Source organism: Bradymonas sediminis, assembly GCF_003258315.1.
GTDB lineage: Bacteria > Myxococcota_A > Bradymonadia > Bradymonadales > Bradymonadaceae > Bradymonas > Bradymonas sediminis.
The window spans coordinates 1,508,357-1,531,273 of record NZ_CP030032.1; the positions used below are offsets into that span (position 1 = coordinate 1,508,357).

At 61.6% G+C, this 22,917-nt stretch carries 16 protein-coding genes; 7 read left to right on the plus strand and 9 right to left on the minus strand.

The annotated features are described in order from the left end of the window. Positions 1-94: 94 nt before the first annotated feature. Positions 95-1,681: an NPN-dependent hydroxyacid isomerase, LarAH14/15/16 family gene (gene larAH / locus DN745_RS05605; RefSeq protein WP_111332875.1), complete on the minus strand. Its 1,587-nt coding sequence runs from the start codon at positions 1,679-1,681 to the stop codon at positions 95-97. Between the two features lie 129 nt (positions 1,682-1,810). Further along, the gene (locus tag DN745_RS05610; RefSeq protein ID WP_111332876.1) at positions 1,811-2,518 is read right to left on the minus strand and encodes an HAD family hydrolase; all 708 of its coding nucleotides are present in this window, start codon (positions 2,516-2,518) and stop codon (positions 1,811-1,813) included. Positions 2,519-3,058: 540 nt separating this feature from the next. Between DN745_RS05610 and DN745_RS05615 the strand changes: the two genes are divergently transcribed. Next, complete coding sequence (locus DN745_RS05615; RefSeq protein WP_204355094.1) at positions 3,059-3,703, plus strand: REP-associated tyrosine transposase; 645 nt, start codon at positions 3,059-3,061, stop codon at positions 3,701-3,703. 217 nt (positions 3,704-3,920) lie between these two features. Here DN745_RS05615 and DN745_RS05620 read toward each other — a convergent pair whose 3' ends face one another. Together DN745_RS05620 and DN745_RS05625 are read right to left on the minus strand one after the other, a co-directional pair. After that, positions 3,921-5,666, minus strand: a complete 1,746-nt coding sequence (locus tag DN745_RS05620) for a hypothetical protein (RefSeq protein WP_133622043.1) — start codon at positions 5,664-5,666, stop codon at positions 3,921-3,923. A gap of 637 nt (positions 5,667-6,303) precedes the next feature. Further along, positions 6,304-9,660: a hypothetical protein gene (locus DN745_RS05625; protein WP_111332879.1), complete on the minus strand. Its 3,357-nt coding sequence runs from the start codon at positions 9,658-9,660 to the stop codon at positions 6,304-6,306. A 244-nt stretch (positions 9,661-9,904) separates the two neighbouring features. Here DN745_RS05625 and udk point away from each other — a divergent pair, with 244 nt between their 5' ends. Next, positions 9,905-10,546 (plus strand): uridine kinase, encoded by a 642-nt coding sequence (gene udk, locus DN745_RS05630; protein ID WP_111332881.1) that lies wholly within the window; start codon positions 9,905-9,907, stop codon positions 10,544-10,546. Positions 10,547-10,637: 91 nt separating this feature from the next. On the opposite strand, the gene DN745_RS05635 is transcribed toward udk, so the two are convergent. Continuing rightward, positions 10,638-11,600, minus strand: coding sequence for a pirin family protein (locus DN745_RS05635; protein WP_111332882.1), 963 nt, complete (start codon positions 11,598-11,600; stop codon positions 10,638-10,640). Positions 11,601-11,790: 190 nt separating this feature from the next. After that, a complete protein-coding gene (locus DN745_RS05640; RefSeq protein ID WP_111332884.1) occupies positions 11,791-12,093 on the minus strand; it encodes a DUF167 domain-containing protein in 303 nt (100 codons plus the stop codon). A 214-nt stretch (positions 12,094-12,307) separates the two neighbouring features. On the opposite strand from DN745_RS05640, the gene DN745_RS05645 reads away from it, so the two are divergent. From DN745_RS05645 to DN745_RS05660, 3 genes are all read left to right on the plus strand, one after another. Further along, complete coding sequence (locus tag DN745_RS05645; protein ID WP_133622044.1) at positions 12,308-13,180, plus strand: hypothetical protein; 873 nt, start codon at positions 12,308-12,310, stop codon at positions 13,178-13,180. Positions 13,181-13,300: 120 nt separating this feature from the next. Then, complete coding sequence (locus DN745_RS05650; protein WP_111332887.1) at positions 13,301-14,815, plus strand: protein adenylyltransferase SelO; 1,515 nt, start codon at positions 13,301-13,303, stop codon at positions 14,813-14,815. A 308-nt stretch (positions 14,816-15,123) separates the two neighbouring features. After that, positions 15,124-16,017, plus strand: coding sequence for a WD40 repeat domain-containing protein (locus tag DN745_RS05660; protein ID WP_162687484.1), 894 nt, complete (start codon positions 15,124-15,126; stop codon positions 16,015-16,017). On the opposite strand, the gene DN745_RS05665 is transcribed toward DN745_RS05660, so the two are convergent. Beyond that, positions 15,977-17,239, minus strand: coding sequence for a hypothetical protein (locus DN745_RS05665; protein ID WP_111332892.1), 1,263 nt, complete (start codon positions 17,237-17,239; stop codon positions 15,977-15,979). The genes DN745_RS05660 and DN745_RS05665 overlap by 41 nt on opposite strands. Before the next feature lie 232 nt (positions 17,240-17,471). Between DN745_RS05665 and nadA the strand changes: the two genes are divergently transcribed. Then, positions 17,472-18,482 (plus strand): quinolinate synthase NadA, encoded by a 1,011-nt coding sequence (gene nadA / locus DN745_RS05670; RefSeq protein WP_111332893.1) that lies wholly within the window; start codon positions 17,472-17,474, stop codon positions 18,480-18,482. Positions 18,483-18,520: 38 nt separating this feature from the next. Continuing rightward, a complete protein-coding gene (locus tag DN745_RS05675; protein WP_162687485.1) occupies positions 18,521-20,107 on the plus strand; it encodes an L-aspartate oxidase in 1,587 nt (528 codons plus the stop codon). Between the two features lie 2 nt (positions 20,108-20,109). On the opposite strand, the gene DN745_RS05680 is transcribed toward DN745_RS05675, so the two are convergent. Both DN745_RS05680 and DN745_RS05685 read right to left on the minus strand, forming a co-directional pair. After that, positions 20,110-21,120, minus strand: coding sequence for a hypothetical protein (locus tag DN745_RS05680; RefSeq protein WP_111332896.1), 1,011 nt, complete (start codon positions 21,118-21,120; stop codon positions 20,110-20,112). A gap of 26 nt (positions 21,121-21,146) precedes the next feature. Beyond that, positions 21,147-22,730, minus strand: a complete 1,584-nt coding sequence (locus tag DN745_RS05685) for a serine/threonine-protein kinase (protein ID WP_111332898.1) — start codon at positions 22,728-22,730, stop codon at positions 21,147-21,149. Positions 22,731-22,917 lie beyond the last annotated feature (187 nt).

Below are 22,917 nucleotides of genomic sequence, written 5' to 3' on the forward strand. Positions count from 1 at the left end.
CACGTCTTCCTGGCGTTGAGCCGCTGGGCTCGGGTCTGTCCCGCGAGGCAATTCTCGCGGGTGCTTCTGGGGTGTCGCTAAAATTATCGACTGCTTATTTTACGTCGGCGATCACAAAGGGCGGGTGGTTAACCAGCGTGATATCCATATCCCGGCCGTGCGTGTCGCGGGCCATCTCGAGCGCCTCGTCCATCGTCTCGGCGCGCTCCCAGCCCAGGCGCTCCGGCACATGCTCGTTCTCGGCGCCCACGACGATGACACGTCCCACGTGATTTTGGCCGTTCTCGCACCAATACCACATATAGAAGGGGTGCACGCCGTGGTAGGCGTTGCCGTTTCGGAACATCTCGATATAGCTGGGGTTATTGGCGAATTCCTTCTCGTATTTGTGCGCGAGCTTGTGCGAATCGCGGGTCTCGGGCAGGCAACGGTTGAAGAATTCGATATAGCTGGGGTGATGGTCCGGGTCGAACTCGTCGTAGCAGGGATGGGTCACGATGAGCGTGCCGCCCTTTTTGACCAGCGGTTTTCCGCGGTACATATTGTGGAAATACCCCAGCGCCATGATGCGGACGAGCAGGGGGTTGAGGATCGAGTTGACGTTATACGGGCTCTCAAACGGGATGCCGTAGACGACGACGTCGGATTGCCCCTCGACCTCGACCAGGTGCTGCTGCCAGCACTTCTCCAGGGTCTTCTCGTGCACCGCTTCGGTCTCGCCGGCGAACACGCCGAGCAGGCCGTAGGGGGCGGGGACCTTGTGGAAGAGGGCGCGCTTGGCAGCGCGCGGCGCCTTGCTCAGCGCCCATTTGAAGGTGTTGAATTTCAGGTGGTCCGCGCTGGACCAGTTGTCTTCGTTGCGCGCCAAAAAGTCGAGGTTCTCGTCGTACATCCGGTTATTGAGCGCCGTCTCGATATGGAAGACGTTCAGGTGCTCGTTGACCAGCATGCCCATGCGGGTGTTGCTGTCGTAGAGCGCCGAGTTCTCCGGGTCCATATAGGAGTCGGATTTGGCGATGGTCTCGGGGTTATGGTGATGCTGGATCGACTGGTAGCCGGCCATGCCGGTGCCGATCGATTTATAGCCGCCGTTCATCGGCACGTAGTTCACGTTGACGTAGATGAGCAGGTCGCTCTCGGCCGCCGGGCGGTAGACCTGGACGTCCTCGCCCTGGGAGGTCTTTCCCAGGTGCACCATATTCTCGGTGTCCTCGGCGTCCATATTGTCCAGGCGGTCGGGGTAATATTTGTTGAAGACCTTGGGGCCCACCGAGCGCTTGATCTCCTCGGGCGTCATGCGCCGGTGCAGCGCCAGCGCCATGAACATCTGGATGTCCTCGACGCCGTGGTCCTCCAGGATCTCGGTGACGATTTCGAGCACCTCCTGGCGGATATCCGGGGTCTTCATCGGCGGCAGCGGCACGCTGATGTCGTCGATGGCGATGGCGACCTTCATGCCCGGCTTAAGCTGCGCGTACAGCGGCTTGGCGCCGCCCTCGGGGTGGTTGAGCGCGTAGCGAATCGCCGCCCCGCGGTTCTTGATCTCCTTCATCGGCGGGTTCGGGTATAGCGCGCGGGTGCCTGCCGGGAATTTATGGGTGATGAAGTCTTCGCCATAGTGAAGATAGCGGGGGGCGGAATCTTCGGTGAGATAGACGACGGTTTTGGGATTCTCAGCCATAATATCGAACTCGGATAATTCAGTGTTCCGACGGATGCGCGCGTGTATGGGCGCCTTCAATCGGGTGAAAAAGATGCGGAAAAGCCGACCTGAAACTCAGGTCGACTGAAATCGTATCGCAGATAAAAACTATTTTAGATTTAAGATCGGCCAATCGTAGGCGCGCGCGTTGGTGCGCATGCGAAAGTCCGGGTTGACCGCGCAGGGGTGCCCGACGACCGAGAGCAGCGGGATGTCGGAGCCGCTGTCGGCATAGGCAAAGGAGCCGTCCAAATCCAGCCCGTGTTTCTCGCCGTATTGGCGCACCCACAGCGCCTTCGACGCGCCGGCGAGCACCGGCTTGAGCAGGCGCCCGGTCGCGATGCCGTCCTTCATCTCGAGGCGGTTTGCCACGAAGTCATCCACGCCCAAAAAGTCCGCCAGCGGGGCGGTGATGACGTCAATCGCCCCGGTGATCAGCACCTGCCGGTGCCCCTGCTCCTTGGACTTGGCCACGAGCGAGCGCGCACCCTCAAAGATATTGGGGCGAATGACATTCTCAAAGATCTCTTCGCCCAGAACGACGAGACGATCTTCGGAGAACCCGGCGTAATTCTTATAAAAATGCACGTTAAAGAGGCGTCGGTCGAATTTGTCGGCCAGCCAATACGCCGGCAAGCTCGCCAAAAGCCCCGCCGTCTTGCTCAACTTCTTGCTCATCATCGGCGAGTTCATCGCGTAATACGCGTAGGCGTGCACGACATTGGTCGAAATCAGCGTGCCGTCGACGTCGTAAAACGCGGCGGTCGGCCTCTTTGGCTTCTTATGTTTATGGGACTCTTCGGCTGCTGCACTCATGTTGGCGTCTCCGCGCAAATTATAGGACCTACTCCACCACTTATTGGAGTGGAGCGCTGATCTAGTGGTCCAGCTAAATTACTGTCAAGACGCGGTTTTTTGTGACTGGGGAGTCAGCGGGTGGCGGGGCGTGACGGATAGAGGAGCGCGGGCCTCCCGGCCCGCCTTGCGCGAAGGCCTTGCAGTGCGGGCGGGGACGCCCGCGCTCCTAGCTTAGCGCGACGGATTAAGGAGCGCGGGCCTCCCGGCCCGCCTTGCGCGAAGGCGCAAAGATACTTAGTGCGCCGGCCTTGCAGTGCGGGCGGGGACGCCCGCGCTCCTTGCTTAGCGCGACGGATTAAGGAGCGCGGGCCTCCCGGCCCGCCTTGCGCGAAGGCGCAAAGATGCTTAGCGCGCCGGCCTTGCAGTGCGGGCGGGGACGTTTGTGCTCCTTAAATTCTTATTTGCATCCTCGCCTAAATTGAGACGGGTCGCTAGGGTAATGCACCGCTATGCGCGCGGAGACGTGCGCACTTCACGAACTCGACAGGGGAAACAGCTATGGATGGCGACGTGTTTCGAGGGTGGTATAGCCGTGGGTATTTGCCGCATTTTGATAGTGACTCCGTGCCGCAAATGGTGACGTATCGGCTGGCGGATTCGCTGCCTCATTCGGTGGTGCGGCGTCTTCTCAATGAGACAACGCAAGGCGACCCGGAGCGTCGGGAGCGCTATGAAGCGTTGCTTGACGGTGGGTACGGGGCGTGTGTGTTGCGACAGCCTGAGAACGCTCAAATCGTTATCGACGCTTGGGAATTCTATGACGGCTCGCGCTATCGACTCTTGGATTGGTGCGTTATGCCCAATCACGTTCATATTACCTATGAGCGACCCACGGTTGGCTTATCAACCCTTGTCAAAGCGTGGAAGACCTATACGTCGAAGCAGATCAAAACGCGCTTGGGAACTCACGGGGATGGGGAGGCGTTGTGGCAGGCGGGCTTTTTTGACCGCTTTGCCCGCGATGCGCGGCATCTCTTTCATATGCAATGCTATATTTGGCTGAATCCAGTTCGGGCTGGCTTGGTCGATGACCCTTTCGAATGGCCATATTCGAGTATTCATAACCATGCGCGCTTTCGGCCGTCGATTATGCGTTGGTGGGAGCAGCAAAAAGAGCGGTTTTGGGATGGGGGCGGTTATTGAGTAGGGTAAAGGAGCGCGGGCCTCCCGGCCCGCCTTGCGCGAAAGCGCAAAGATGCTTGGCGCGACGGCCTTGCAGTGCGGGCGGGGACGCCCGCGCTCCTAGCTTAGCGCGACGAATTAAGGAGCGCGGGCCTCCCGGCCCGCCTTGCGCGATAGCGCAAACGCCGGCTTCGCAGTGCGGGCGGGGACGCCCGCGCTCCTTGTTTCTTATTTGAGACTACGGAAGCTCGGCCGAGTAGACGGTCACCTCATCGTCAAAGAGGCGAGTGTCCGTTTCGCTTTCGGACTGGACCACGGTCCAGTAGACGCGCTCGCCGCGCACGTCGATGACCGGCTTGCGGCACGCCTCTCTGGGCATGGTCGCCAGTTCGATCGGCGGCGCCGACAGGTCCGCCGGCACGATGTTGAGCGTGATGGTGTCCGGGTCGGACGCGTCAGGGATGTCCGCGAAGTATAGCCAGTGGCTGCCGGGGTCGTCAGAGTTCCCGCCGCCGATCGAGACCACCGAATTACAATACCCTTTGGCGCCGCGGGGCGAAATATACAAGCGCGCCACTTCCGCGAAGCGCAGCGTGCCGTGGGTAGCGACCGCCAGGCCTCCCGTAGGCGCTCCCGCTTCCTCCGCCTTGGTCTCCACGATCATCGTTCGGTAGTCTCCTGGCAGTGGGTTGACCCCGAACGAATAGTCGGTGTCATCGACGCGATCGAAGAGCAGCGTCGCCTTCTGCTCCTCGTAGAGCCACAATTCATCGCCCCGCGGGTGCAGCAAGCCGAAGGCTCCATCGAGCGACACCGCGCGGCTGTGAGCACCCCCGTAGTCGTCGACCGACACGAGCTCGTCGCCGGTGCTCAGATCGATGAGGGATTGGGTATCGCCCACCGAATCTCCCAGTACCGCCACGCCGCTGCTGAAAACCGCCAACGTGGTCCCGGTCAACTCCACAGCCGTCGACGAGTCGTCCACTGGCTCGATGCGATAGGACTTGCGTCCATAAGAGTCCGACGACAACTGCGAGGTCATCCACTTGCCCCAAAATGAGAAATAGGCGCGGGTGCCATCGGACGCCTCGACGTAATCCGTTTGGTGGAACGTGCCATCCGCCTGGTTGTAGCTGATGATGTCCTCGGAGTCGTCGTTAAAGTGAAGCCATCCGTCGCGTTGAGTCACCGTATAGTTGATGAGACCTCGTTCCTGGTCTGGGCCGATGAGTTCGACGCTCTGGTCGGGCCCGTCGAGTATCAGGGTGCGGAGAAAAAATTCAGTACTGTTATCGATCAGCGTCTTTCCGCCGCGATAATCGTATCGACGGTGGGCATTCACACCGGAATCGCTGTGGACAACGGAGCCCGTCAGCGGGTCGATGACGCGTAGGGTCGCGGCGGGCGTGGTGGGGGGATCGAACGGTTCCTCGCAGTATTTGTCGGGGTTGTAGGCGAGGGTGGCCGTTACCCCGTGTGTGCTCCACGACGGTCCAGTATTGAAATATCCGCCCAGGTGCACCGAGCGTTGACTCCAAACCGGGGCACCGTTTGGCTCAACGACGGAGACGCTGCCGAACCATTCGGGCGCATACGTGTAGGGGAATTGAACGCCGTCGTTTTCCGGGCACACGTCGCGAAGGTCATGCATCAGCCAGGCATAGCCGTGGGCGGGATGCACGTCCGCCAGCGCGGATTCATATGTGTTGACGACCGTTCCCTGGGCGTCGACCCACTCGGTCGTGCAGTCAATCGGCTTATCACGCCCCTCGCATTGGGTGCCCTGGGCGAACACGAGATGCTCCCCGGTCGCAGCCTTTAGGTATCCCTTTCGGGTAAAGAGCTCCTTGGCTTGTATCTGCCGCCGCTCGTCGCGCCAGTCCAGCACCTCAAAGCCCTCTCGAGGCCGTTTGGTCACCGGAATCGACTGCGTCTCCCTGGCACGTCCCAGCGTCGGCGCAGGTCGACGGCGTTGATTGGTCATTGTCGGGGCCGCAGGCGAGCAGTGTGCAGAGCGCAGCCGGTACGAACAAATAAGAAAACCTGTTGGGCATCTGTTTCATCTCTTAGCATCCATTCAAGATTATTACGGTGTGAGCAAAAGTAGACGTGCGTCTGCTGCGTCGAGGACGAGCTGGGCCGCGTTGCCACTTCCTGGCCGATGCGCTGGCATCGCCTCGTCGTGTCGTCTGTCCAGCCGGCTCTCGAACTTCGTATCCATCACCGTCTATTTATCGTCACGTCGTATCAGCGAAAATTGAGTCCAAAATATGCCGCGAGACTAGCAATATATAAATCGCGGCTCAACTCAGGTCGCGCAGGGGGCTCAGGGCAGGAGGAGGAGGCCTGGTCAGGGCAATGAGTCGACGGCCCAGGTGGGCCGCGCGGGTCTCTAGAACGGTTGCGGTGGGGGGCGACCCCGGCTGCAGGCGCCGCCGGAACGGTTGCGGTGGGGGTTGACCCCGGCTGCAGGCGTCGCCGGAGCGGTTGCGGTGGGGGTTGACCCTGGCTGCAGGCGTCATAAAAACAATTGCGGTGGGGGTTGACCCTGGCTGCAGGCGTTGCGGGAACAGACGCAGCCAGGGTGCAGATAGCCTCGGGAGCCCCATTAATCGCGGCCGTCAGCGTCTCTCGTCAAAAACGAAGATCTCACAGGCCGCCGCCCGCACGCCCACGTCGGCGTCGCGGCGCAATTTACAAAGCGCGGTGACGAGCTCTTCGGGCCAGCTAAGCCGGGGGCCGAGGACCGACAGCAGGCTGACGCCCAAGAGGCGAAGGCCTGGGGACGCGGCCTCGCCTAGCTCAAGGCTGAGCGCGCGCAGGGCCGATTCGTTGGGGGCGACGCGCTCGCTTGTCAGGTGCAGGGCGAGCCGGCGGCTTAGCTCGGTGGGGGGAATCCAGGTGTCGCGCAGGTCGTCGACGAGGTGGCGCAGGTCGTCGTGGGCGAGTTGGGGGTGCGGCCATCGGGTCGCGTTGAGGCGTAGCGCGATGCGCAGCGCCAACAGCGTGGGGTCCTGGGCCAGGTCGGTGTCGAGGCGCATCAGCAGGGGGCGAAGCCGCGCGGCCTCTTTTGCGTGGCCGGGGGTGAGTCGGCCGACCAGCGCCGCGAGGCGTTGGCGCGCGGGGAGGTCCCGGCCGTCGCGCGCCTCGGGCTGGTCGTCGATGGGGCGCTCCAGCAGGGATTGTGCGGCGGCGATCACCGTGTCCTGCACGTCGCCGTGCTGCACCGCCGACCACAGGCTTTGCAGCGCCTGAGTCCAGTTGGTGGCGTCGAGGTCCGTGATATATGCGGCGCAGATGGTGGCGACTTTGGGCGGGTCCACCCGCGCCCATCGGCCCAGCGCCGCGCTCACGCCGGCGCGAACGAGCGGGTCGGCGTGCCCGCCAGCCCGGGCGACGAGGCCGAGGTAGCGCGCCGCGTCACTCGCCGAGAAACGATTCACGTCTTCGTTGAGGAGGCTCAACACGACATGGGGATTCTCATCGGCGGCCAGGCGCTCAAGGATTTGCCATGCTTGCTCGAGGTGAAGCAGGCCACGCGCGGCTCCGCCGCATGCGATCTTCACGTCCACGTGCAACGCATCGTGCCGGGCGTATTCGAAGAGCAACGCGATATTGTCGGGGCTTGGAAAGCGCGAGAGCAGTCGCATCGTCTCCTTCAGGACGGTGATCTTGAGGTGCTCGCGTCCGAGGATATCAGTGAGGACGCCGTGCAGGTCGGCCGGCGCCATATAATTCGCCGGGCGGGTCATCGAATAGATCGCGACCCGCGCGCGGCTGGACTGCAAATGCTCGCATAGCAAGGCGGCCGCGTGGGCGGGGCGGTCGAGGCGCGAGGCGCTGTGCAGCGCGGCCTCGGCGATGATGATCTCCGCGGACTGAGTCCAGCCGACGAACTCTTCGAGACGAGAAATAGGCAGGGCGGCTCGAACCCGCATCAAGTGCGAGCGTGTCCAGGTCGTGGCGCCGGTGTCATTGATGACCGCGTCGATCAGGTCACGAAACGCGCGTTGCTGGCGGGGCAACCAGCGGAAGAACCCATCACGCGCAGGGAGCAGATACACGGTCTTTCCGGACATCAGCCGACCCAGGATGGGGCGTCGTTTGAGGTGCGGGTCGAGCAGATCCTGGCGGCGCCGATGGACGTGCGCGAATACCGCGTTGAGCCTGATATTACTGGAGTCGCGCGCGAGCAGCGCCACCACGCGGGCGTCGCGCGTCTGGGGCGAGGCGAGCCAGAGGTCGATGGCCGTGTGGGCGATGGGGTCGGGTTTTGCGCGGGTGGCCCTTTTTAATAATGATTGGATGATCTCGGCGTCCCAGGCGCGTCGGCCCAGCGCGCGCGCGAAGAGAAAGAGCAGGGCGTAGTCCTCGCGCTGCGTCGCGTCCCTTAGGTGTGGCTCCAGGGCGTCGATGAGCGGCTTTTCGGCGCCGCGCGGCAGGCGGTGCTCCAGCTCGAGCCACAGGTGCGTTGATTGTTTGGCGAGCGCCTTGATGAGGTTGAGGGCGACCGAAAAGAGTTGACTATTGGGGCGCGTGGCGTGGGCCTGAAGCAGCGAGATCGACAGTTTTTCGATGCAGGCGCGTGTCTGCCAGGAGGTGTCGCGCGCGTCAAAGGCGTAGCCCAGCAATCGAAAAAGGTCGTCCGCCTGGGCATCCATGAAGGCGTTGGGCGGGCATTTTGGCAAGGCCTGATAGACGGCCAGGCGCACCGGGTCCTGGTCATTTTCGATCTTCTGGCAGAAGGCAATCGCAGGTCCGATTCCGCGCCGATTAAGGCCGGCGCAGTGCGTCAGCGCGTGCAGCGCTGCCGCGCGCTCCTCGGCATCCGGAGAGCGCGCGGCTTCTTCCAGAAGCGGGCGCGCCTCGTCAAACGGCAGATAGGCCGAAAGCCTGCGCCCGCGCAGCCGATCGGCGCGGATATCTTCGCGCGCCAAAATACGTCGCGCCTCGGCGTGGCGCGTGGGGTGGGGGAGGACTTCGAGAAGCGCCTCGTTCCAGGGGGCGCGTGCTGCATCGGTCTCGGCGCGCGCATGGGCAAATAAATCGCCCCGCTCGGCTGGAGGTAGCGCGCCGAGCAGGGCGGCAAGGTGGGTCGGCGCGTGGGTGAGGATGCGGGCGAATGCGCGCCGGTGCTCCGGCGTCATCTCGCGGATATTGGCCAGCAATTCGCGCGGAATCCCCTGCTGCTGAAGCGCCGCATAATTCGCCGGGCTCGTGACGATTTCGAAGGTGAGTTGGGGCGCGCGTCGCGCCAGTCCGCCGAGGATTTTTCGGATGACACCGGGAAGCTGGTCGGTAGGGCCGAATTCGAGGGCGAGTCGAGCGATCTCCTGGGCGTGATCCAGATAGAGATGCTCCACCGCGCCCCGGTAGCGGGTCCAGACAAAGCGCCGCTCCTGCGGGCTTGCCGCCTCAAGGCGTTGGCGAAATAATGCGAGAACGACGCCCGGGTGTCGCACGGCCAATTGCCGCCAGTTCTGGACCGCATAACCGTATTGGGCCAGGGCGTCTTTCACCGTCTGCTGCCCACACGCGGAGAGCAAGCCAACAGCCGGGAACGGGCCCTCTTCGGCGAGCACGCGCGCGAAGAGCGCCTCTGCCGCGGCGGATCGCCCGTGGCGAATTATATGCCGGCGCAGGCTGCGCCGAAGCGCCGGCACGCTGCGTGTGTAGGCATCTAGCAGCGTATCTTTGTCTGCGCCTATCTTCGGCAGCGCCTTCGCCGCGGTCTCTTTTACGAGCACGGAGTCCGACGCGAGCGCCCGCATCAGCGGCTCCGCGCGCCCGGTTAACGCGGCGAGGTGAACCGCTAGATAAGCCTCAAAGGTCTCACCGGCCTCCAATTCTGAGATAAGCCGGTCGAGCTCAGGGCGCTGCCGAAATTGCTGGGCGAGTTGCCCGATGCGTCGCATGCGCCCGTCGTGGTGGAGGGCGTCGAATTCTTGCAAGAGGCTGGTGGCGGATGGGACGTTCATGCGGGAGCTCCAAAAAAGAGGCGAATTAAGGACACCATATACTGCAGGTCGCGCTGAAAACAGCAGCGGGCTTAGGCTCAGGGGGCCGCGCCCCAATTCTTTGGGAGGTTATCGGCTTTATAGCGTCCCATTTGACGGATAGCGTTGACATAAACACGGAGTTCGGCGAAGTTCGCCCAAGGGTTGAGGAAATAAATTTTACCGCGTGCGCGAATGCGCGTTTTGTATCGCCAGGGAGTTCATCATGACAGTCAATCTTAAGCCATCACTCGAACTTCCCATTATCGTCGGTATCGCGGGCGGCACCGGGTCGGGGAAGACAACGCTGGCGCGCAAGGTCCAGGCCGGGCTGGGCAGCAAGAGCGTGTCGATTCAGCACGATTGGTATTATCACGACCAGAGCGACATCCCCTTCGAGGAGCGCGGCAAGGGTAATTTTGACCACCCCCACAGCCTCGACAACGAGCTGTTGGTGGAGCATCTGCAGGCGCTGAAAGCGGGTAAATCGATCGAGGCGCCCCAATACGATTTCACCCAGCACACGCGGTTTAAAGAGACCGTGGCGATCGACCCGCTGCCGGTGGTCATCGTCGAGGGGATCTTGATCTTCGCGCTGCCCGAGCTGCGCGAGGCGTTTGATATCAAGCTCTTTGTCGACACCGACGCCGATATCCGGGCGTTCCGCCGGATTCGCCGCGATATCCGTGAGCGTGGGCGCGATTTTGAGTCCATCCGGGAGCAATATTACGAGACGGTGCGCCCGATGCACCTGGAGTTCGTGGAGCCGTCGAAGCGCTGGGCGGATCTGATCATCCCGGAGGGTGGCAATAACTCGATCGCGCTCGACGTGATCATCGAGCGGTTGCGCCAATTTTTGGAAGTGTGATTTTAGCTCGCAGGCTTCTTAGCGAGCCGGCGGTTTCGAGAAAGGCCCGCAACTCTCACCGAGAGTTCCGGGCCTTTCTCTTTTTGCCTGCTCAGGGGTAATTGACCGCACCGGTGGCGCGTCTGGGTTTTCCGATATCTTCGGGCAGCGGGATAAAGTCCTCTTCATCGCCGGGCACCGTGTCGAAGATGCCGTTGGCCCATTCTTCTTTGGCCTGCTCGATGCGCTCGGGGCGAGATGAGACGAAGTTCCACCAGATATAGCGGGGGCCGTCCATCGGGGCGCCGCCGAAGAGCATAAAGCGCGCGGCGGTGCGGGCGGTGACGGTGATATTATCGCCGGGGTGCAGGATGAGGAGTTGGCCCGGCTCATAGCTGTCGCCGCCGACTTCGATGGTGCCGGCGATCGTGTAGAGGGCGCGCTCGTCGTAGGTGGGCGCGATAGGCGCGCGGGCGCCGGCCTCGAGTTGGACATCGGCGTAGAGCGACTCAGAGGCCGTCTTGACCGGTGACTTTTTGCCGAAGGCCTCGCCGGCGATAATCCTGGCGTTGATGCCCTCGGCGTCGACGATCGGCAGGGTGTCGGCTTCGTGGTGCAAGAAGCCCGGGTCGCCTTCTTCTTCGGACTGAGGCAGGGCGAGCCAGGTCTGGATGCCGAAGAGGTTTTGCCCGGATTCGCGCAGCTCCTCGCGGGTGCGCTCGGAGTGGACGATGCCGCGGGCAGCGCGCATCCAGTTGACCGCGCCCGGCTTGATCGCCTGCTCGGTGCCCAGGCTGTCGCGGTGCAGGATCTCACCCTCAAAGAGGTAAGTCAGGGTCGACAGGTTGATATGCGGGTGCGGGCGCACATCGATGCCCTGATCGGTCAAGAATTCGGCGGGGCCCATCTGGTCAAAGAAGATAAAGGGGCCGACCATCTGACGCTTGCGCGAGGGCAACGCCCGGCGCACGACCATCTCGCCGAGGTCGACCGCGCGCGGCACGATGAGGGTTTCAATGGCTTCGGTCGAACCGCGGTCGCCAAGCTTGGGATCGGGACAGGGTTGCCAGCTCATGGAGAGGTCCTCTTAAGTAAATTGGTATAAATATTGTCGAGTTTAATAGTACGTGCTGCGAGACATAAGTAAACTCGTCCCGTCATTATTTCTCAAAACCCCGAGGTTTGACCACGCCGGCCTGGGGCCTGTTTAAGCTTATGCCGGCCAAGTTCCCGGAATTAATTGTTTTTTGAATGTTCGGTGAGGGTCATTTGAGCCCAAGTTTTTCTTTGGCCTGCGCGGCGTCGATGCCGTGGGCGATAATGGTCTTTCGCTTGCCCGAGTCGCCCGAAGCCAGCTCGATATCGGACTTTCGAAGGCCGAGTTTTTTGGATAAAAACGCGATGACCTCGTCATTGGCGGCCCCGTCGACCGGAGGCGCGGAGATCTGGATCTTGACGCGACCGCCGTGCAGCCCTGCGATTTTGGTGCGACTTGCGCGCGGGCGGGCGTAGAAAAAGATGCGGCAGCCTTCGGGGCAATCTTCGATGGGGTTGTCTGGGGAGTGCATGGCTTGGCTCTCTTGGTGGAGGACGCGTTCGAATTATCGCGTCATCATTGCGCCGATGCGCGAGAATTTCCAGTGAAGTGCGGGGGCATCTCGCGCCGCGTGAACCGAGTGCGAGGAAATCAATTGCTTTTTCTCGAAACGCTTTCTGCTCTGCTTACATCTAAAGGGCTGTGTCGATAGCGTTGATAAAGACTATCTAATTTTGGGAGCTTAAATGTTGAGATTACGTCGCGATTTTCTCGTCTTATTGTTGGCCGTGCCGCTCTTGCTGACATCTTCAATTGCGGCGGCGCAAACGCAAGAAGTTGCGGATACGGGGGCGCCGAGCAGTCGACTGTTGATCTCGGGAGAGCTTGGGTTTTTGAGCCCCATGGCCCACTCGGTCCAATTTAGCAAAGCGGGCACCGACTTCGACTATGTTGACGAGGGTGGCCAGGACAACCTCTACCAATTTATGCGCTTGCAGGCCGAGTTTGATTTTAAGGGTCGTCATAAATTTATCTTTTTATACCAACCACTTGAGATCAACACCGAGGTCGTGCTGCGCCGGGACGTGCGGGTCGATGACGTGACCTTTCCGGAGGGCACGCCGATGGAGTTGCGCTACGGGTTTCCGTTTTACCGCGTCGGCTATCTCTACGACTTCCTCGAGGGCTCGGAGCGCGAATTGGCGATTGGCGCGGCCTTGCAGCTTCGAAACGCGACCATTGATTTTAAGTCAGCCGACGGACAACTGTTTCGAAGCAATCGCAACGTAGGCCCGGTACCTTTGCTTAAGCTTCGCGCCCGTCTTCCGCTGGCAGAGAAGTTCTGGTGGAGCTTTGACGCGACCGGTTTTTATGCGCCGATCAAATATATTAATGGCGGCGATTCCGATGTGACCGGCGCAATCCTGGACGCGAGTCTTCGCGTGGGACGCCCGCTCACCGAGGAGATCAGTGGATTCGTGAACCTGCGTTATCTGGCGGGCGGCGGAGAGGGAACGAGCAAGGACGACGACGATTTCGGCGACGGCTATGTATCCAATTGGCTGCATTTCGCGACCGTTTCGCTCGGGTTTACCTACGGCGCTGAGATCTTGGACTGAAATGTGGATGGCTACTCAACGCTTGAATTAAGAGGTTCGGTTGCAAGACCGTCGTGTCGGTGCGAGGTCGGACCTCGAAAGTCGCCGTTCGGAACAACATCACTACTCGGTTGAAAAGCTATGACCCTACGATTCGACAATACCTACGCCGCGCTCCCCGAGCGCTTCTATTCGCGCGTGAACCCGGAGCCGGTCGCCTCTCCCGAGGTGATTCGCGTCAACGATGCGTTGGCCGAGCAGCTCGGCTTCGACGTCGCGTGGCTTAAGTCCGACGAGGGCGCGGCCTTTGCCGTCGGCAATAAGCTCTTGGAGGGGGCGGATCCCATCGCGACCGTCTACGGCGGCCACCAATTTGGTAATTGGGCGGGGCAGCTCGGGGATGGGCGCGCGGTGCTGCTCGGCGAGCTGCTCGACCAAGATGGCGAGCGCTTTGACTTGCAGCTTAAAGGGTCGGGGAGAACGCCGTATTCGCGCGGCGGTGATGGGCGCGCGCCGCTCGGGCCGGTGCTGCGTGAATATGTCGTGAGTGAGGCGATGCAGGCGCTCGCAATCCCGACCTCGCGCGCCTTGATGGCGGCGACCACCGGCGAGTCGGTGCGGCGCCGAGGCGTCGAGCCGGGCGGGGTGATTGTGCGGGTCGCCCAAAGTCATATCCGCATCGGAACCTTCCAATATTTTGCCTCCCAAGGTGACGGCGACGCGATTCGCACGCTCGCCGAATATGTGCTCGAGCGCCACTACCCAGACCTCGAGGTTCTTCACCGTGTGGACGGCGTGCTCGCCGAAGCCTCGCTGTTGGCCTTGTTGCGCGCCGTGGCCGAGCGCCAATCTGAGCTCGTGGCAAAATGGCAACTTGTTGGCTTTATCCACGGGGTGATGAATACCGATAATATGCTGCTCTCGGGTGAGACTATCGACTATGGCCCCTGCGCGTTTATGAACGAGTATGACCCCGCCACGGTCTATAGCTCCATCGACCGCCAGGGGCGCTACGCCTACGGAAATCAGCCGCGCATCGCACAGTGGAATGTCTCACGGTTGGCGCAGGCGCTGCTCGGGGCGACCGAGGCGGGCGACGCGGCTTGGGACGCCGCGCAGGCGGTGATCGACGAGATGCCGGAGATGTTTCGGGTCGCCTATAGCCGAGGCATGGGCCGAAAGCTCGGGCTGGCGACCCTATGTGAGACGCAGAATGACGAAGACTGGGCGCTCATCGAAGATCTGCTCGAGCTGATGTTCGAGACGAACTCTGATTATACCCTGACGTTCGTTCGCCTGACGGAATTGCTGGGCGAGGATGCGCCTGACGCCCGCGCCGAGGCCCTCGCGAAATTCGGCGGGCTTCCGAGTGAGTTTGATGCCTGGGTTGAGCGATGGCGCGCGCGGATGACCGAAGAAGATGGGACGGACGCCGAGCGACTCGCGTCGATGCGCGCCGAGAATCCGGTGTTTATTCCGCGCAATCATCAGGTCGAGGCGGTGATTGAGGCGGCGGTGAGCCGCGGGGATTTCGCGCCCTTTCATCAGTTGGTCGAGGTGCTCGCCCGGCCGTTTGATTATGCCCCGTCGGATGAGGCGTTTGCGCGGCCGCCGAGGGATGAGGAGCGGGTTGAGGCGACTTTTTGTGGGACGTGACTCCGCGTGCCCGCCGATGCCGCAAAGATTCCGCTCTGGGATGGAACGGAGGCGTTGAGCTCTAAAGAGGCGAGGTCGTTCTTTCACCGCGGATTGGATCTCGTTGTGTTTCAGTTGGGCGTCGAGACGATTGAGATAGGGCGTTTGAATAATCGTCCGTTGAGTCTGTCTAATATCGGCAAAGAGTCGGCTCAAACTGGTTAACTTTCTGTTTTCGGTCAGCGAAAAAATGAGCAGGCTATATTTCGTGATATCCAATGACCGAATATTTTTTTGGTAGCGTGGAGTGTTAAATGCGTCGAGCGGTTTTGATTACTTTAAGTCTATTGGTCTGTGCCAGCTTTGGGGTCGCCTGCGGAGATTCTGATGGCAGTGATGCACCTACAGAGGCAGTTGATGCGGGAGATAAGGAGGTCCGAGAAGAAGATGCTGGGCAATCGGATACCGCGCAAATAGATGGGCCAGCAATTCGCGAGATCAATGTCGAGGGAGGGGAAATCACCGGCAGTCGCTTCTCGCCCGACGGCTCGAAATTGCTCGGGATCTATCATTACGACGATGAACAATTAGGGGACTATGCAGTCGTTCTATTCAACACTGATGGGACCCTTATTGAGGTCTTGGCCGAGGACCCAGACGTCTTTGGGACGCCGGCCTGGGCCCCGGACGGCGAGAGTATTTTTTATGCCAATAATCACTTCGGGGTCAGCCAAATAAAGTTGGAAGACAGCGCACCCGTTGTTCTCTTTAGGAATTTTAGTGGCGATAATCTCGATGTGTCGCCCGATGCGAAGATGCTACTTGGGTCCGATGACGGGATCAGCATCGAGCCGATAGATGCGTCCGAGAACGCGGTCCAACTCAATGATAGCGGAGAGGCGGCGCGTTATTCGCCGGATGGAACTCAGATCGCCTATTATTCGGAGGAGCGAGTGATGGTGATGGACGCCGACGGCGGCAATAACCGTGAGGTGATCAGCGGTGATATGAGCTATTTGACCTCGGTGGATTGGCTTCCCGACGGTGAGCGACTCGTCGTTAGTTCAAGACGAGGCATTGAGATTGTTGAGATCGCGTCGAGTACCCGAGAGACCCTCATTGACGGCTTTGCCACGAAGGATATCGATATCTCATCGGACGGACGGTGGATCGTGTACGGCGTCAACGGGCAGTCTGCTCTGGAGATGGTCGAGCTTCCTTAATTGCAGAAAGTCGATAGCTCTCCATCAGTATCCAAGTTCCCCCGAGCCACGGAGCCGTGCTCCCGAGCGCGACAAAATAGAAGGTCCAGGGGGTGTAGAGCGCGCGCGGCCATAGTCCCGTTGTGGGGAGCATCGTGGCGAGCAAGATGAGGATGGCGGCTGGCATCAGCCCGCGCGCTTTGATGGGCGTTGCTCGGGGATAAACTTCGAGCAGGCCCATCGTGACTACGCCCAAGAGCAGGAGATGGACGAAGATAAGGCGCAGGCCGGTGGTATTGGCCCAGTTCAAGATAGGCGGGACCGCCGAGATAAGCATCGCGCCGGCCACGAAGATGAGGGCGATGATGCTCGGGTTTCGCCAACGGATGCCGCCGCTTTCTCGGAGCGTATATAGGTGTAGGCTCAGCCCCACGCCAACGGCGAGCGCGCTGAGGTGGCCGCAGGCGCTGAGTATTGAGGGGATCTGGGCGGTCTGCGCGCTGATGAAGATGAGCGGGATGCCGGCGGCTAGCAGCGCGGTCCCGAGGTCGGCGGCGCGCCCCGGCTGGGTGTTTCGGCGCCGGTGAAATTCGCCCAGCATGCCCAGGGTGAGCCAGCCGAATGAGAAGGTGATGACGAAGAATTGAATGGAGCCGTGGGTCAGGCGCGCGTCGGTGACCTTCATGCCGATGAACGCGCCGCGCGCCCAGGCGCCCAGGGTGCTCAGGCACAAGAACGCGTTCGCCCAATCCCACAGCCGCCACACGCTGTCGCGCGCCAGGCCTTCTCGCGCGCGCCAATACGCCAGCGAGAAGGCGTACCAGACGAACATGCCCAGGGTGGAGAAGATGATCGTGAGCGGCAATGAGATCGGCCCGATCTTGGTGCTGGTATACCCGGAGATCAGGAATGGGACGAAGGTGAGCACCCCGATCATGATGGCCGCGCGAATGATGCGTCGGAACGTTCTGGCGCGAAAATTTTTCGCGCCCCCCTGGGTCGACTTCAGCGCCAGGCGCTGGGCCATCAGGATCATCAGCGGCGGGGTGGCCCAGGAGAAGAGCATCAGGTGGGAGTGAGCGTTTCGCACGTAGCCGAGGTTTAGCCCGCTCAGGGGCTCGAAGCCGGCGGCTGCCAGACGAAAGGCCGTCCCGGTGATTCCTGCGACGACGAAGCAGGCCAGCGCGGCGGTCCACTCAAGGGAAAATTGGACGGAGTGCTCAGCGTGGGGCGTGTTTTTCATGGCGAATCGTCACCCATCGGTACATCTAATTTGTCGGCGTTAATGCGAAATCTTCTCGCCGCGAATCCTGCGCGCGGCGCGATTTATTACGCAAGAATTACGCCAAGATAGAGATTTTACTAAAATATGACTTTAAGCATCCCATTTGTTTGAGACTCGTATATAGATCGGGCGAGCGGCTTAAGCCGCGACGTGTTTTTGTGCCCATTCATTGCTCGTGCGAGTTTCAATTATGCTAGATATTTCAGTGGAAGAATCTCTCGAATATACGCCCGAGGTAGCGCGCGCTACCGAGCACCTTTATCCAAAGGTGAGTCATCTGGTGACCGAGGCCGAGTGGCAGCTCTATGCGCCGCTTATCGTGGCGATCAATCGGCTAAAGAAAGAGAAAAATGCGGCGATTCTGGCGCATAATTATCAGGCGCCCGAGCTATTCTGGTGCATCAGCGACGTGACCGGTGATTCGCTGCAGTTGGCGCGCGAGGCGGCGGAGTCGTCGGCGGATGTGCTGGTGATGTGCGGGGTGCACTTTATGGCCGAGACCTCGAAGGTGCTTAACCCGGAGCAGGTGGTGCTGATTCCGGACCCGGAGGCCGGGTGTTCGCTGGCGGAGTCGATCACCGCGCAGGACGTGCGGGATTTGCGCAAAGCGCACCCCGGCGTGCCGGTGGTTACCTATGTGAACACGTCGGCGGCGGTCAAAGCGGAGTGCGACATTTGCTGCACCTCGTCGAACGCGGTGAAGGTGGTGGAGGCGCTGGGCGTGCCCCGGGTGATCTTTGTGCCGGACGGGCACCTGGGAAAATACGTGGCCTCACAGACGGACGTCGAGATCATCGGGTGGGATGGTATGTGCATCGTCCACGATGAGTTTCGCCCCTCCGATATGGCCGCGCTGCGGGCGGCGCACCCGGGCATTGAGGTGTTGGTGCACCCGGAGTGCCGAAAAGAGGTGCAGGACGTCGCCGATAGCATCGGGTCGACCTCCCAATTGCACCGCTATATCGCCGAGAATTCGCCGAAAAAGGTCGCGCTTATTACCGAGTGCACGATGGCCGGCAACCTGAGCGTCGCGTTCCCCGAGACGGAGTTTATTCAGCCGTGCAGCCTGTGCCCCTATATGAAGAAGATCACCCTGGAGAAGGTCTATCGTTCCCTAAAAACGTTGAGCCCGCAGGTTGACATCGACCCGGAGGTCGCCGCGCGCGCGCGGCGATCTTTGCAGGCAATGCTCGATATTTGACGCAGAAATTAAACCGCCGAATGCTCGGGAGCGCGGCCATGAAATCCTCCAAAATGTCTTATTGTGATCTTCTCATCATCGGCGGCGGGCTGGCGGGCATGCAGGTTGCGCTGCACGCCGCGGCGGGGCTTCAGGTGATGCTCGTCGACGGAGGTGTGGTCGGCGAGAGCGGCGCGAGCCCGCAGGCCAAGGGTGGGGTTGCGGTGGCGGTTGGCGATGGCGATGCGCCGCGTTTTCATGCCGCCGACACCGAGGTCGCCGGCGCAGGGTTTTGCGACGCGGGGATCGTGAAGTTGGTCTGCGACGCAGGCCCCGCGCGGCTGGCCGAGTTGCTCGACGTCGGCGTTCCCTTTGACCGGGCCGAGGGCGACCTGCTCATGTTGAACCACGAGGCAGCGCATCGCCACCGTCGGGTGGTGCGCGCGGGCGGAGACCGAAGTGGCCTTCTTATCTGTCAGACCCTCGCCGGGCGATTGCGCGCGGCGGCCCATATTGAGCTGCGCCAGGGGTGCAAGGTGGTCGCGCTGATCAATGAGGCGGATGAGGTCGTCGGGGCCTGGCTTGAGCATTCGAGCGGACGGCGCGAGGCGGTGCTCGCCAAGGCCACGGTGTTGGCTACGGGTGGGCTGGGACAACTCTACGCCCGAAGCTCGAATCCTGCGGAGGCGATGGGCAGCGGGCTAACCCTGGCGATTCGAGCCGGAGCGCAATTGGCGGATCTTGAGTTCGTGCAATTTCATCCCACCGGTTTGTGGGAAGGCGCGCAGGCCGCGGGGCGGCCGGTTGCGCTCTTGTCGGAGGCGATTCGTGGCGAGGGCGCGCTGCTCGTCAATGAGCGTGGGCATCGGTTTATGTGCGCTATTCACCCGGACGCCGAGCTAGCCCCGCGCGACATTGTGTCGCGCGGAATCTGGGCGGAGCAGGCAAAAGGGGAGCGTGTTTATCTGGACGCCACGGCGCTCGGCGAGGCGTTCGCCCGCCGGTTTCCATCGGCCTTTGAGGATTGTCGGCGGGCGGGCTTTGACCCGGCGCGCCAGCGCCTGCCGATCACGCCCGTGGCGCACTACCATATGGGCGGGGTGAAGGTGGACGCGGACGGGCGCACGTCGGTCAGCGGCTTGTGGGCCTGCGGCGAGGTTGCGTCGACGGGGCTCCACGGGGCGAACCGACTGGCGAGCAATTCTCTATTGGAGGCGTTGGTCTTTGGGGAGCGGGTGGCGCGCGCTGCGTCCGAGTGGGCCGAGAATCGCGAGGCGCCGAGATCTTCGGCGGCCGACCTCGAAGGTGGTCAGCGGCCGGCGCCGGTCGACGCGGCGCAGGCTGCGCGGGCGCTGCATGAGGTGCGGGAATTGATGTGGTCCACGGTCGGCGTGGTGCGAAACGCGGCCGACCTTGAGCAGACCCTGGAGCGATTCGACGCGCTGTCGGCTGAGTTTCCGGCCGACAGCGCGATCCACGACACGATTGGGTTGGCGAGCCTGATGGCGCTGGCCGCGCTTCGCCGCTGTGAGTCGCGCGGCGGGCATTATCGCAGTGACTTTCCCCAACCCAGCGAGCGGTGGCAAATGCACACGATCTTTGACTCCAGCGGGATTCGCAGCGAGGCGCTTATTGAGTCGCGCTGAGGTTATTCCTCGTCGCGAAAGTCCATCGCGTAGATGACGCCGAGCGAATAGGATTTAATCTGCGGGATATTCGCGCCCCAGACCACCTGGTCATAGGACAGGCGCATCTCGACATCCTGGACCTTGAGGATCACGCCGCCTTCGACGCTGACATAATCCTTATCCTGGGTAATATCGATGGCTTCGACGTCGCTGACTAAAAACTCATTGCTCGGCTTGTCGGGGGTGCGGGTGATAAAGGATTGGCCGATCGACTCGCCGTCGAAAATGGTATAGGCGCCGCGCGCGCCGGCGAATACGAGCACGGAGCTGCCGATATATTGGCCGAAGCTCAGCGAGGCGAAGCCCTGGTCGCCGGGCGGCCCGAAGCGGTGCGCGTACCCGATATCCAAGCGCGCGAAGCTATTGGTCGGCGGGATATATACTCCAAATAAAAACGCCTGGGCCAGGTCTGTTTGCCCGTCGCCCAGGGTCACGTCGTCTTGGATGCCGGCCGGGTTGGGGGTGTCCTCGGAGAAGGTACCCCGCGGGGTGGAGTAGCCGATGGGGAAGCTGAGGGAGGTCTGCGAGGTGACCATCAGCAGGCTTCGATAGAGGTTATATCGCCCGAAGATTCGCCCGTCGCCCAGGCCAGTCTCGCTATGGCTGAAGTCGAAGATGGAGGCGTTGACCTGGCTAAGATCGGTGGGGTCATCGGGCAGGCCGAGCACGATGGGGTCGGACTGATAGGAGACCTGCTTGATATTGAAATCAAAGGCCACCTCGAAATCGTCGCTGATGCCGTAGCGCGCGCCCGGGGTGAAGGTGAAGGCGCTGAACTCTCCCTGAAGGGGGAAGGATTGCAGCGTGCCGTCGGGGAGGAATTCCTGGTCGGCGTTCTGGAAATTTGAGTCCAGCGTAATCAGTAAATATTTCTCCGGCAGGGTCCACGGTGAGGCTTGGGCGCTCGTTGGGAGCGCCGAAAAAAACAGCGCGCAGGCAATAAAGACGAGGGGGCGTTGTGGTGAAAACATCGTGGGGATCCTAAACTTCATAAAAATTAAAAACCAAAAGGCACGGCGGGTTTCTTCTTCTTTTTCTTTTCTTTTTGCTGAGCAGCGTCTTCCTTTTTGCGCGACTCTTCTTTCTGCTTGGCCTTCGCCGCGTCGCGCCGCTGCGCGGCCGCGCTGGGGGTCGGCTTGGGGGCTGGCGTTGGTTTGGGCGCAGGTGCCAGCTCGACGGGCGGCGGCTCGAGTTGCGGGGCCGGAGCATTTTGCTGCGCGGCGACCGGCCTGGGCGGGCTATTTTTGGCGGGCTTCGGAGGCGGCGCATCGGGCGTTGACGCAGCGTCGTCTTTCGCAGGTGACTTCGGCGCGGGGTTGGATTTAGGGGCGGTTTTTGCGACGCCCGTGCGCGGCGACGCGGCCTGCTTTTGAGGCTCGGTGGTGGGGCTGTCGGCGAGGTTTTCGGCCGAGACCTGGGCTGCGATCGAGGCCGCGGCGACCTGGGTTTGGACGATATTCTGGGCCGCTTGGCGCGCCTGGGAGGTCGACTCGGCCACGGGCAGGTCGGCCACCGGCGGTGTAGCGGGTGCTGCAGGCTTTGCTTCGGCGATCAACGGCGCCTCCTGGGGGGATGCTGTTTCGGCGGGGGCGTCGCCGAGCAATTTTACCAGGGAGGCGCCGGCGACGAGAATCGCGATAAAGAGCGCGGCGATGATGGCCCACCACTTCTTTGACGCGTCGTGCGGGGCGTGGGAAGTGCCCGTGGCGGTGGTGGGCGCCGCGTTGCCTGAGCCGTCGGCCAGAAGGCCAGAAAGCGTCTGGTGTTGCGTCTTGAGCGATGCGGCCAATGCGGCGGCGCTCGCCGGGCGCTCGGCAGGGTCTTTGGCCAGGCAGGCGTGGATCAACTGCGCCAGGTCCGGGCGAATATTTGGCACCAACTCCTCAAGGCGCGGCGGCTCGGTATGCACATGGGCGTAGGCGATCTGGCCGCTCTCGAATGGCAGCCGCCCGCTGACGGCCTCGAAGAGGGTGACCCCGATCTGATAGATATCGGTGGCCTCGGACAGCTCCTGTCCGAGCACCTGCTCCGGCGCCATATAGGCGGGCGTGCCGCGCACTTCGGTGCCGCGCATGGTGATATGATCCAGAGAGCGGGCCAGGCCGAAGTCGATAAGCTTGAGCGTCCCGTCGACCTGCAGCATCACGTTGGCCGGCTTGAGGTCGCGGTGGATGATCTTGCGTGAATGAAGATAGGCGATGGCCGCGCATAATTGGGTGCCGACCTGAAAGACGGTCTCTTCGGGCAACCCGCCGGGGTGGGCTTGAACCACCGATTCGAGGGTGCGCCCCTCGATAAACTCGGTGACCATGACCGTGCGTCCGCCGGCGCTGAGCACGTCGAAGACCGAGACCAGGTTGAGGTGCGACAGCGTGGCCATGCTGCGGGCTTCGGTCAAAAAGATTCGCTCGGCCTCGGGGTTGTCGCGCAGCATATCGTTGAGCACCTTGAGCGCGACGTCGCGCTCCAAAAGCGCGTCGCTGGCCTTAAGTACCACGCCCATCCCGCCGCGCCCCAACAGCTCGGTGACGGTGTAGCGGTCCGCGATGGATTGTCCTTTAAATACGTCCGTGCCCGTCATCACTCTCCTGCGCTCTAATAGTCGACACCCTAACTTATAGAGTAAAAACCGTCTGATCACACGCCTCAAGGCGCATGATTTTGGAGTTTTGGCGCGGAACACCGTCGCTATGATATGCGTTGGGTCAGTTGAGTTGCGGTGTTTTGTTGGGTTGGCACGCCTATTGCGTTCTGCTGCGAGGCTCGTC

What these genes read in the sequence shown, in the direction of transcription:
- DN745_RS05635 (WP_111332882.1), bottom strand. Translation starts at nt 11,600, where the DNA reads ATGAGCTGGCAACCCTGTCCCGATCCCAAGCTTGGCGACCGCGGTTCG.
- nadA (WP_111332893.1), top strand. Translation starts at nt 17,472, where the DNA reads ATGCTAGATATTTCAGTGGAAGAATCTCTCGAATATACGCCCGAGGTA.
- DN745_RS05650 (WP_111332887.1), top strand. Translation starts at nt 13,301, where the DNA reads ATGACCCTACGATTCGACAATACCTACGCCGCGCTCCCCGAGCGCTTC.
- DN745_RS05645 (WP_133622044.1), top strand. Translation starts at nt 12,308, where the DNA reads ATGTTGAGATTACGTCGCGATTTTCTCGTCTTATTGTTGGCCGTGCCG.
- larAH (WP_111332875.1), bottom strand. Translation starts at nt 1,681, where the DNA reads ATGGCTGAGAATCCCAAAACCGTCGTCTATCTCACCGAAGATTCCGCC.
- DN745_RS05665 (WP_111332892.1), bottom strand. Translation starts at nt 17,239, where the DNA reads ATGAAAAACACGCCCCACGCTGAGCACTCCGTCCAATTTTCCCTTGAG.
- DN745_RS05675 (WP_162687485.1), top strand. Translation starts at nt 18,521, where the DNA reads ATGAAATCCTCCAAAATGTCTTATTGTGATCTTCTCATCATCGGCGGC.
- DN745_RS05625 (WP_111332879.1), bottom strand. Translation starts at nt 9,660, where the DNA reads ATGAACGTCCCATCCGCCACCAGCCTCTTGCAAGAATTCGACGCCCTC.
- DN745_RS05610 (WP_111332876.1), bottom strand. Translation starts at nt 2,518, where the DNA reads ATGAGTGCAGCAGCCGAAGAGTCCCATAAACATAAGAAGCCAAAGAGG.
- DN745_RS05685 (WP_111332898.1), bottom strand. Translation starts at nt 22,730, where the DNA reads ATGACGGGCACGGACGTATTTAAAGGACAATCCATCGCGGACCGCTAC.
- DN745_RS05640 (WP_111332884.1), bottom strand. Translation starts at nt 12,093, where the DNA reads ATGCACTCCCCAGACAACCCCATCGAAGATTGCCCCGAAGGCTGCCGC.
- DN745_RS05620 (WP_133622043.1), bottom strand. Translation starts at nt 5,666, where the DNA reads ATGACCAATCAACGCCGTCGACCTGCGCCGACGCTGGGACGTGCCAGG.
- udk (WP_111332881.1), top strand. Translation starts at nt 9,905, where the DNA reads ATGACAGTCAATCTTAAGCCATCACTCGAACTTCCCATTATCGTCGGT.
- DN745_RS05680 (WP_111332896.1), bottom strand. Translation starts at nt 21,120, where the DNA reads ATGTTTTCACCACAACGCCCCCTCGTCTTTATTGCCTGCGCGCTGTTT.
- DN745_RS05615 (WP_204355094.1), top strand. Translation starts at nt 3,059, where the DNA reads ATGGATGGCGACGTGTTTCGAGGGTGGTATAGCCGTGGGTATTTGCCG.